The 256-nt window shown below is 66.4% G+C and carries 1 pseudogene; it reads right to left on the reverse strand.

Annotation, left to right across the window (positions count from 1 at the left end):
* A pseudogene (locus ACLJNW_RS26620) lies at positions 1-256 on the reverse strand (hypothetical protein); the annotation flags it as partial.

Consider the following 256-nt stretch of genomic DNA (forward strand, 5'->3'; position numbering starts at 1 on the left):
CCTCCAACTCTGCCGACAAGGCGATGCCGGCACGCACATCCTGGGTGACTCGCTCCAGGGTCAGGCGCTGCCGGGCAATGCGGACGCCATCGTCGGAAAGCGCCAGGGCCTCCACCAGCGGCACACGATTTCCCAGCAGGGTTCCAAGCACCTTCGACCATTGCGCTATTTCCGCCTGCATCAACCATTCCCCGACTACGGGCAGGCGCACCAACTGGTCGAGCGCATGGGCGCGGAGCGCCGGATTGCGCAGCGC

This window comes from Salmonella sp. SAL4457 (assembly GCF_046548235.1).
GTDB lineage: Bacteria > Pseudomonadota > Gammaproteobacteria > Enterobacterales > Enterobacteriaceae > Salmonella > Salmonella enterica.